General features: G+C 71.0%; 9 protein-coding genes and 1 riboswitch. Of the genes, 3 read left to right on the forward strand and 6 right to left on the reverse strand.

Annotated features, from left to right (window positions below; genetic code table 11):
- Nucleotides 1-9 precede the first annotated feature (9 nt).
- Nucleotides 10-645, reverse strand: a complete 636-nt coding sequence (locus tag HGG74_RS11380; protein ID WP_168486460.1) for an AmiS/UreI family transporter — start codon at nucleotides 643-645, stop codon at nucleotides 10-12.
- 37 nt (nucleotides 646-682) lie between these two features.
- A riboswitch (SAM riboswitch) is annotated at nucleotides 683-797 on the reverse strand.
- Nucleotides 798-944: 147 nt separating this feature from the next.
- Between HGG74_RS11380 and HGG74_RS11385 the strand changes: the two genes are divergently transcribed.
- Nucleotides 945-2,270 (forward strand): uracil-xanthine permease family protein, encoded by a 1,326-nt coding sequence (locus HGG74_RS11385; protein ID WP_168486461.1) that lies wholly within the window; start codon nucleotides 945-947, stop codon nucleotides 2,268-2,270.
- 85 nt (nucleotides 2,271-2,355) lie between these two features.
- Entirely contained in the window at nucleotides 2,356-2,565 is a 210-nt protein-coding gene (locus HGG74_RS11390) for a dodecin (protein ID WP_168486462.1), read from the forward strand.
- 42 nt (nucleotides 2,566-2,607) lie between these two features.
- On the opposite strand, the gene HGG74_RS11395 is transcribed toward HGG74_RS11390, so the two are convergent.
- From HGG74_RS11395 to HGG74_RS11415, 5 genes are all read right to left on the reverse strand, one after another.
- Nucleotides 2,608-3,729, reverse strand: a complete 1,122-nt coding sequence (locus HGG74_RS11395; protein WP_168486463.1) for a glycerate kinase — start codon at nucleotides 3,727-3,729, stop codon at nucleotides 2,608-2,610.
- Nucleotides 3,726-4,523: a glycerophosphodiester phosphodiesterase family protein gene (locus tag HGG74_RS11400; protein ID WP_168486489.1), complete on the reverse strand. Its 798-nt coding sequence runs from the start codon at nucleotides 4,521-4,523 to the stop codon at nucleotides 3,726-3,728. Before HGG74_RS11400 ends, HGG74_RS11395 begins: the two co-directional genes overlap by 4 nt.
- A gap of 59 nt (nucleotides 4,524-4,582) precedes the next feature.
- Nucleotides 4,583-5,386: an HAD family hydrolase gene (locus HGG74_RS11405; protein ID WP_168486464.1), complete on the reverse strand. Its 804-nt coding sequence runs from the start codon at nucleotides 5,384-5,386 to the stop codon at nucleotides 4,583-4,585.
- A gap of 26 nt (nucleotides 5,387-5,412) precedes the next feature.
- The gene (locus HGG74_RS11410) at nucleotides 5,413-6,330 is read right to left on the reverse strand and encodes a carbohydrate kinase family protein (RefSeq protein ID WP_168486465.1); all 918 of its coding nucleotides are present in this window, start codon (nucleotides 6,328-6,330) and stop codon (nucleotides 5,413-5,415) included.
- Nucleotides 6,331-6,404: 74 nt separating this feature from the next.
- Nucleotides 6,405-7,451, reverse strand: coding sequence for a LacI family DNA-binding transcriptional regulator (locus HGG74_RS11415; RefSeq protein WP_168486466.1), 1,047 nt, complete (start codon nucleotides 7,449-7,451; stop codon nucleotides 6,405-6,407).
- Nucleotides 7,452-7,695: 244 nt separating this feature from the next.
- On the opposite strand from HGG74_RS11415, the gene HGG74_RS11420 reads away from it, so the two are divergent.
- Nucleotides 7,696-9,035, forward strand: a 1,340-nt coding sequence (locus tag HGG74_RS11420) for an NAD(P)/FAD-dependent oxidoreductase (protein WP_168486467.1), incomplete at its 3' end; no start/stop codon positions are given.

Here is a 9,035-nt window from a genome sequence, read left to right on the forward strand (position 1 = left end):
GTCGAGGGGTCAGCGGGACAAGGGGGCTTCGGCCGGTTCTTCGGCTGGCGGCCGGACCGCGGCGGGACCGGTCCTGGCCAGCAGCCAGGCCGCGGCCAGCAGGATGCCGACGGCGGCGGCGGCCGTTCCGGCAGTGCCCCAGCCGGCCGGCCAGGCACCGGACAGGCCCAGCAGCGCCGGGACCACCGTCGTCAGCGGGCCGGTGAGCAGCGCCGCCCAGCCGGTGAAGGCCGCCAGGTGCGCCCTGCCGCGGGCCAGCAGCAGGAAGAACAGGAACCACAGCACCGCCCAGTCGAGCCAGAGCACGGCCAGCAGCGGGTCCGCGGCCAGGCTCCCGGCGCTGTAGAACAGGGCCAGCACGGCCACCAGGCCGCAGAACCAGCCCAGTCCGGCCGAGCCCAGGCCCAGCAGCGCGTCCAGGCCCACGTACAGGTAGGTCAGGCCGAAGAGGAAGACTCCGCTGACGCCCAGCAGCACCGCGGTATCGCCGCCGGCGGCCGCGGCGGCCAGCACGGCCAGCACCAGCTGGACGGTGCCGATCAGCAGATTGAAGACGCCGGAATCCCGGCCCGGGATGCGCCCGAGCAGGCCCAGGCCGTTGATCAGCAGGGCGGCGCCGGAGAGGATCAGGCAGATGAAGGACATAGACGGTTCCCACGTTCTCGGGGCGCCGCAGCCAGCGGCGCCGTGCTTGCCCCGGCGCTTCTGCGCCGCGGCCGGATCTTCACCTGGGGCACCCCGCCACGGGAGAGGGTTGCCGTCCAACCAGCCAGGGCTGCGCGTTGGAGCTCTTGATCTGGCCAACAGCCTAGGAACGCAGCCGGGCGGGCGTCCAAGTGTGTGACCCCGGGAGACTTTATGACGGCCGCGGGATGTAACAATGGCGACACGCTCCGGACGTAGGATTCTTCCTAGGCAACTTCCCCACCCCCGAGAGGCCTCCCATGAGCACGCCCGGAAAGTCATCGGCCTTCCACTGGAAAATCCACGGCGACGGCCGGACCATCGTCCCCGGCTCCGTGGTGTCCCCGCAGGAACGGCTCAGCTGGCCGCGCACCGCCGGCATCGGTGCCCAGCACGTGGTGGCGATGTTCGGCGCCACCTTCCTGGTGCCGCTGCTGACCGGCTTCCCGCCCGCGACCACGCTGCTCTTTTCCGGCATCGGAACCATGCTGTTCCTGGTCATCACCGCCGGGAGGGTTCCCAGCTACCTCGGCTCCAGCTTCGCGTTCATCGCCCCGATCGGGGCGGCGGTGAACCAGCACGGCATCGGCGGGGCACTCGGCGGACTGGTGATGGCCGGGGCGGTGCTCTTCCTGGCCGGCCTGGTGGTGCACAAGGCGGGGGCGCACTGGATCCAGGCCGTCATGCCGCCGGTGGTGACCGGCGCCATCGTCGCGCTGATCGGGCTGAACCTGGCGCCGGCGGCGCGGCAGAATTTTGAGCAGGGGGCGGTTACCGGGCTGGTCACCGTGGCCGCCATCCTGCTGGCCACCGTGCTCTTCCGCGGCCTGCTGGGCCGGTTGTCCATCCTCGTCGGCGTGCTGGCCGGCTACGCAGCCGCGGTCCTGCGTGGCGAGGTGGACTTCTCTGCCATCGCGGACGCGGCGTGGGTCGGCCTGCCGCCGTTCCAGCTGCCCTCCTTCCACCTGTCCGTCGTCGGGCTCTTTGTGCCCGTGGTGCTCGTGCTGGTGGCGGAGAACATCGGCCATGTGAAGTCGGTGGCCGCCATGACCGGGCAGAACCTGGACCCTTATGCCGGCCGGGCGCTGATGGCCGACGGGCTGGCCACCGTGCTGGCCGGCTCCGGCGGCGGCTCCGGCACCACCACCTACGCGGAGAACATCGGGGTGATGGCCGCTTCCAAGGTCTACTCCACCGCCGCCTACTGGGTGGCGGCCATCGTCGCGGTGCTGCTGAGCCTGTTCCCGAAATTCGGCGCCCTGATCGCCACCGTGCCGCCGGGGGTGCTCGGCGGCGCCGGCGTGGTGCTGTACGGCATGATCGGCGTCCTGGGGGTGCGGATCTGGGTGCAGAACCGGGTGAATTTCGGCAACCCGATCAACCTCGCCGTCGCCGGGGTATCCCTGGTGGTCGCGATCGCCAACTTCACCTGGGCCGCCGGGGAGCTGAGGTTCGAAGGCATTGCCCTGGGCACCGCGGCCGCGCTGCTGATCTACCACGGCATGAACCTCATCGCCCGCTGGCGCGGCACCGAGCCGCTGGACGCCGCCGAGGACGAGGGCGTCCGGCCGTCCAAGCTCGGCTGAGCCTTGCCGCTGCGTTGCCGGGCCGCTAGCGTGGCAGGCAACGCGCCCCGGGGCCGGTCCCGGGGCCCGAGCCCCAGGAGGAAGCATGGCCAACCGCACCTACAGCGTTTCCGAAATCGTCGGCAGCTCCCCGGACGGCCTCCAGGACGCCATCACCAACGCCATTGCCCAGGCCAACAAGACGCTGCGGAACCTGGACTGGTTCGAGGTCAAGGACATCCGCGGCCATCTGGCCAACGGCGCCGTGGCCGACTGGCAGGTGACCATCAAGCTCGGCTTCCGGATCGAGGAATGACCGGGGACTGACCAGCTGTAGGCGCGGGACCGCTCCCGGGGGTCAGGCCCCTTCGAGCGCCTGCTGCGTGGCCCGGGCCACGTACTCCGCAGGATGTGCGAAGGCCTCCTGCGGGGTCCGGGCCACATCCAGCACGCTGGCCGCGGCGGCGATGCCGCGGGCGGCCAGCGCCTGCGCCGGCAGCGTGATGCTGCCGGCCACGACGACGGTGGGGATCCCGCGCGCCTGTGCCCGCTCCGCCACGGAGAGCGGGGCCTTGCGATGCAGGGACCGGTCGTCCAGCGTCCCCTCCCCGGTCAGCACCAGGTCGGCATCGGCCAGCGCCGCGTCGAGCTCCACCAGGTCCGCGACCAGGTCGAACCCGCGCTCCAGCCGGGCATCGGTGAAGGCCAGGAACGCCGCCGGGAAGCCGCCGCCGGCCCCGGCCCCGGACACGTCCACCGTGGAGCCGGTCACGGCCTCGAGCAGGCCGGCCCAGTGCTGCAGCGCCTCGTCGAGCAGGTGCCGGGCCGGTTCGTCGGCGCCTTTTCCGGCCCCGGACAGCTGGGCGGCGCCCCCGGGACCGGCCAGCGGGCTGTCCACGTCCGCGGCAATCCGCAGCGTCGCCGACCGCAGCCGCGCATCCAGGCCGGAGTCCTCCGCCCGGCGGGCCAGCAGCAGGGACGCCCCGCCCAGCGGCACCTCGGCACCGCCGTCGTCATAGACCTTCAGGCCCAGCGCCCGCAGCGCGCCGGCGCCGCCGTCGGTCATGGCCGAGCCGCCGGTGCCCAGCACAATCTCCGCGGCGCCGGCATCCAGGGCGGCGGCGATCAACTGGCCGCTGCCATAGGAGTGCGCGGCCAGGGCCGTCTGCACGGACGGCTCCACCAGCATCAGGCCGGAAGCGCGGGCGGTTTCGATCACCGCCGTCCGCCGGCCGGCACGCTCCAGCAGCGCCCAGGTGGCGGTCACCTCCTGGTGCAGCGGACCGCTGACCCGGGCGGTTCGGGCCTCGGCGCCGGCGGCGAGCGCCGCATCCAGGGTGCCCTCGCCGCCGTCGGCCAGCGGCAGCGTCCTCACCCGGGCCTCCGGGTACACCCGCAGCACGCCCTGGGCCATCGCCGACGCCGCCTCGGCAGCCGAGAGCGTGCCCTTGAAGCTGTCCGGGGCGATGAGCACCCTCACGGCTGCACCCGCTGGGGCCAGAAACCGCGTTCCTGCATGAGGCCGGCCAGCACGTCCGCCCGGTCCGTCATCAGGCCGTCCACACCCATCTCCAGCAACCGTTCCATTTCCTCCCTTTCATTGACCGTCCAGACATGCACCGCCAGCCCGGCCCGGTGGCAGCGGCTCACAAACGCAGGGGTGACCAGCCGGTACCGGCCATAGCGGACCGGCACCTGCACCGCCTGCATGCGCGCGGCCCGGCCGAGCGTGCGGGCCAGTCCCACCCGGCCCAGGGACGTCAGCGCCGCCACCGAGAGCACGCCGCCGGAACTGGCGGCGGGCCGGGACAGCGTCCGGAAGACGCCCAGCCGCCGCCGGTCCGAGAAGGAGGTCACCAGGATCCGGTCGTGGGCGCCGTACCGCTCGATCAGCCCGGCGAGCAGCGCCGAGCCCGGCCTGTCCTTGACGTCCACGTTAATCTTCACGTCCGGCCACTCGGCGAGCAGCTCCTCCATGGTGGGGATGGGTTCGACGCCGCCGATGCGCACCTGCCGCAGCTGCGCCGCGGTCCGGGCGGAGAAGGGGCCGGTGCCGTCGGTGACGCGGTCCAGGGTGGCGTCATGGAAGACCATCAGCACGCCGTCGGCACTCGTGCGCACGTCGGTTTCCAGGTAGCCGTACCCCAGGTCCACGGCGGCACGGAAGGCGGCCATGGAATTCTCGTGGCCGGCCGGGGAGAACCCGCGGTGCGCGAAGGCCACGGGGGCGCGGCCCGGCCCCGGAAGAACATTCTCCAGGTAGGGAATCGGGATGCCCACGTTCGGTACTTTACCGCCGCGGGGCGCCCGGCTCCTGCATACCGGCGTCCCGCTTACAGCAGCGCGAGCCGGGCCTCGAGGATCTGCGCCACGCCGTCGTCCTCGAAGGCCGGGGCCTTGAACCGGGCGGCATCAATGGCTCCGGGATGGCCGGAGGCCATCGCGTACCCGTGGCCGGCCCACTCCAGCATTTCTATGTCATTGGGCATGTCGCCGAAGGCCACCACATCCGCGGCGTCGATCTCCAGGGAGGCGGCGTAATGCGCCAGTGTGACCGCCTTGTTGATCCCCGGCCGCGCCATCTCCAGCAGTGCCACGCCGGACGCGGAATGGGTGGCCTCCACCAGGTGCGATACCGCCGGCCGTACCTGGGCCAGGAACACGTCCGGGTCCAGGTCGTGGCCGCGGGCCAGGAACTTCACCACAGCATCCCCCGGGCGGAGGGATTCGTGCAGCGGCCGTGGCACGATCCCGCCGAGCAGCTCCACCGACCCGGATTCCACGAACCCCGGTTCCAGCTGGAAGCCCTCGATCGTCTCGGCCGCGAAGCCCACGTGCGGGTGCAGCCCGAGGATGATCTCGCGCGCGGCGAAGAGGTCCCGGTGCGGCACCGTCTGGGCCGAGAGCACGCGGTCGGTGGCCAGGTCGTAGAGCACCGCGCCGTTGGAGCAGATCACCGTGCCCTCGTGCTCCATTTGCTCGCGCAGCGGAGTCAGCCAGCGCGGGGGCCTGCCGGTGACAAAAACAATCTGCACCCCGGCATCCGCCGCGTCCCGGAAGGCACGCACGGTACGGGAGCTGATCTTCCCGTCGCGACCGATGATGGTGCCGTCCAGGTCGCTGGCTATTAAACGCATGGGTCCAGTCTAGGCGGACCGGGACCTCAGGCCCCCAGCTCCTCCCGGCTGGGCGGGTTGGCTCCGGCCCGGGACACGGTGACCGCCGCTGCGCGGGTGGCGTAGCCAAGGATCTCCTGCAGCTGCGCAAGCCCAATGTCCTGCAGCCTCCCGCGCCAGCCCGACCCGGCCAGTCCCCGGTCCACCAGCGTCCCAATCAGTGCGGCAGTGAAGGAATCCCCGGCACCGACGGTGTCCACCACGTCCACCTGGGGCGCGTCCAGTTCGGTGGTGCCGGAACGGGCCACGGCCCACGGGCCGCCCGCCCCGTGCGTGGCCACCACAATGGCCGGCCCCATCGCCAGCCAGGCGTGCGCGGTCTCCTCGACGGGCCGTTCCGGGTACAGCCAGCGCAGGTCCTCGTCCGAGGCACGCACCACGTCGGCCAGCCGCACGAACTTTTCGGCCTGCCGGCGGGCGAATTCCCGGTCCGTGATCAGCGTGGGCCGGCAGTTGGGGTCGTAGCTGATCAGCGAGCGCGGGTGGGCGCGTTCAACGGCTGCCTGCACCGTGTGCGCGCCGGGCTCGAGCATGGCGGCCAGGGACCCGGTGTGCAGCCAGGTGGTACCGTCCAGCAGCCGGGGCAGGGCCTTGTCCAGCGGGGGAAGTTCCCAGAGCACATCGAAGCTGTAGTGGGCCGCGCCGGCGGCATCCAGCGTTGCCGTGGCCACACTGGTGGGATTGGCATCCGGTGCCAGCGGGACCAGCACGGCATTGCGGCGCAGGTGGTGGGTGATCATCGCACCGTAATCGTCGCGGCCGTACCGGCCGACAAACTGGACCGGGTGGCCGAGCCGGGCCAGGCCGACCGCCACGTTCATGGGGCTGCCGCCCACGTGGGTGCGCGGGGCCGAGGCGTTGCTTTTGACCACGTCCACGAGGGTTTCCCCGATAACAGTCAGCACAGAGCCAACCTAACAGAGTGCACTTGAAACCGGCAGACCCGGATCTCCGGACCGGTTCCGCCGGCCCCGGCGGTTCAGCTGCCTTCGGCCCGGGGTGCGGTGGTGCCGCGGAAGTGCAGCTTCCACGGCGCCGGCAGATGCCGCCCGGCGGGTTGGCCGCCCTCCGGCAGGGCCTGCCGCCGCTCCTCGAGCCGGGACAGCAGCAGCCTGACGATCTCTTCCTGGACCGGGTCCGGACCCACGGTGGTCAGCGCAGGTTCTGCATCCTGCCCCAGCTCCGAGTTCCCGACCCCGATAATCTCCAGGTCCTGCGGCACCTTGATCCCCAGCCGTTCGGCGGCCAGCAGTGTGCAGACCGCGTCCAGGTCCGCCGTCGCAAAGACGGCGGTGGGCGGCTGCGGCTGGGAGAGCAGGTCGACGGCGTCGGCATAAGCCTCCCGCCACGGCCCCCGGGAAGGGCGCACCAGCGCCGGGTCGAGCTGCGCTCCATGGCGTTCCAAGGCCGCACGGAACTGCTCGAGCCGGCCCCCTTCGGTCCCGGCTTCGCCGGGCACCCGGTCGATCACCGCGATCCGCCGGTGCCGGCCCGCCAGGTACTTGGCGGCCTCGGCGATTCCGCCGCCCTCCCCCATGGAGACGACGTCGAACCCCCGGGGTTCCAGCGACTGGGACACCACCACTTGGGCCACCCCGCGGGTGGCCAGGTCCGCGATGGTCCGCAGTTCCTCGCCGGAGTCCGTGCCGAAGCCCAGGATCGCGCCGTCCGCACCGCCGGACAGCATGAAATTGCGCCACGCCTCATGCCCGAGCAAAACCACCACCCGGTAGCCATGGCCCGGCAGGATGCGGTAGGCAGCTTCGGCCAGCGACCTGTCCCATGGCGAATCCAGGTTTTCGACGACCACGGCCACGGTGTCCGTGCGGCCGCGCCGCATTCCCCGGGCAGCGTGGTTGGCCACGTAGCCCAGCGCCTGCGCCGCCTGGAGCACGCGCTCCTTGGTCGGTTCGCTGATCCGGGTGGAGCCGCCGTTGCGGCCGGACAAGACGTAGGAAACCGTTGCCAGTGACACTCCGGCCTGCTCCGCGACGTCACGGATGGTCGGCTTCAATGAACTCCCCATGTTCAATGCTGCTTTCTTCCCCAAGAATCAGTACAAAGCCCCTGAAATACAGCCTAGCCACATCCGGGCGGATTGATAGGGCGCGGACAAAGAAAGTTAAACCTTCCAAGTCTTCTCCAAGGTCCGGTCCGGCAGTACCGTGCGTCCGGCCGCCCCGCGTCGGGCTATACGTTCAATGTCTGCGCTTCCCTTGACTAACAATGCGGTACCGGGTGAGGTGGGGGTACCAGTTGAAAGGATCGGCATGGTTTCGCTCTGGCTCGACTCAGCACCCGGGATTCCGTCCGACGCCTTCGTCCCCGAGGGCGCGTACGACACGGTAGTGGTGGGAGCAGGACTGGCCGGCCTGGGCACCGCCGTGCTGCTGGCCCGTGCCGGCCACCAGGTTGCCGTGCTGGATGCACGCAGGACCGGCGCCGTCACCACCGGAAACACGACGGCGAAGGTCTCCCTCCTGCAGGGGCGCAAGCTCTCGCGCATCCTCTCCCACCACAGTGCGCACGTTGTGCGCAGCTATGCCGCGGCCCAGCGCGAGGCCCAGGACTGGCTGCAGGCGTTCTGCACGCAGCACGACGTGGCGTTCGAGCGCCGGGACGCCTACAGCTATGCCACCACCGACAAGGGCGCCGAAGACCTGCGTGCGGAACTGCACGCCTGCACCGTGGCCGGCCTGGACGTGGAGTTCCTCCCGGCCGCCGAAGAGCTGCCCTTCCCGGTGACCGCCGCTTTGAAGCTGGAGCACCAGGCGCAGATCCATCCGCTGCAGGTCCTTGCGGCCCTGGCCCGGGAACTGCGCGACCTCGGCGGAATTTTGGTGGAACAGGTCCGGGTCACCGACGTCACCTCCGCAGACGCCGGGCGGCGGCTTGCCGTCCAGGCAGATGTCGGACGGCTCGGTGCCGACAACGTGGTGCTGGCCACCGGCATCCCGTTCCTGAACCGCGGCGGGCACTTCAGCGTGCTCAAAGCGCAGCGTTCCTATGCCACGGCCTTCCGGGTGCCCGGGCCGGTACCGGCCGGCATGTACCTGTCCGTGGACGGCCCGACCAGGTCGCTGCGGACGGCCGACTACGGCGGCGGCAGGTTCCTGATCGTCGGCGGCAACGGCCACGTCGTCGGCCGGAAGGAACATCCGATGGAGCAGTTCGAGGACCTGGTCCGCTGGACGCGCGGGCACTTCCCGGACGCCGAGCTGACGCACACCTGGTCTGCGCAGGACTACGAGCCGGCCGGTACCTTGCCCTATGTGGGCCGGCTCTCTCCGGCTGATGAGGCGATCTATACGGCCACGGGATTCGACAAATGGGGCATGACCAACTCGGTCGCGGCAGCCTTGGCGCTGACCGGGCAGATCCTGGGTGCGGAGCAGGAGGAGTGGGCCAAGGACCTGTACAAGGTGCGGATCAGCCCTACCGACGCTGCCAGCACGGTGGAAACGACGGCCACCGGTGGATTCCAGATGGTGGCCGGCTGGGCCGGCGCCATGCTCCACGGTTCGGAGTCCCCGCCGCCCGAAGGACAGGGCGCGGTGCACCGCAGCCATGGCAAGCCGGTTGGAGTCAGCACGGTCGGCGGGGTCACCCG

Source organism: Arthrobacter mobilis (assembly GCF_012395835.1).
Taxonomy (GTDB): domain Bacteria; phylum Actinomycetota; class Actinomycetes; order Actinomycetales; family Micrococcaceae; genus Crystallibacter; species Crystallibacter mobilis.

Bases quoted from the DNA above. Each gene is read 5' to 3' on its own strand.
- HGG74_RS11380 (WP_168486460.1), bottom strand. From the start codon at position 645: ATGTCCTTCATCTGCCTGATCCTCTCCGGCGCCGCCCTGCTGATCAAC.
- HGG74_RS11385 (WP_168486461.1), top strand. From the start codon at position 945: ATGAGCACGCCCGGAAAGTCATCGGCCTTCCACTGGAAAATCCACGGC.
- HGG74_RS11390 (WP_168486462.1), top strand. From the start codon at position 2,356: ATGGCCAACCGCACCTACAGCGTTTCCGAAATCGTCGGCAGCTCCCCG.
- HGG74_RS11405 (WP_168486464.1), bottom strand. From the start codon at position 5,386: ATGCGTTTAATAGCCAGCGACCTGGACGGCACCATCATCGGTCGCGAC.
- HGG74_RS11415 (WP_168486466.1), bottom strand. From the start codon at position 7,451: ATGGGGAGTTCATTGAAGCCGACCATCCGTGACGTCGCGGAGCAGGCC.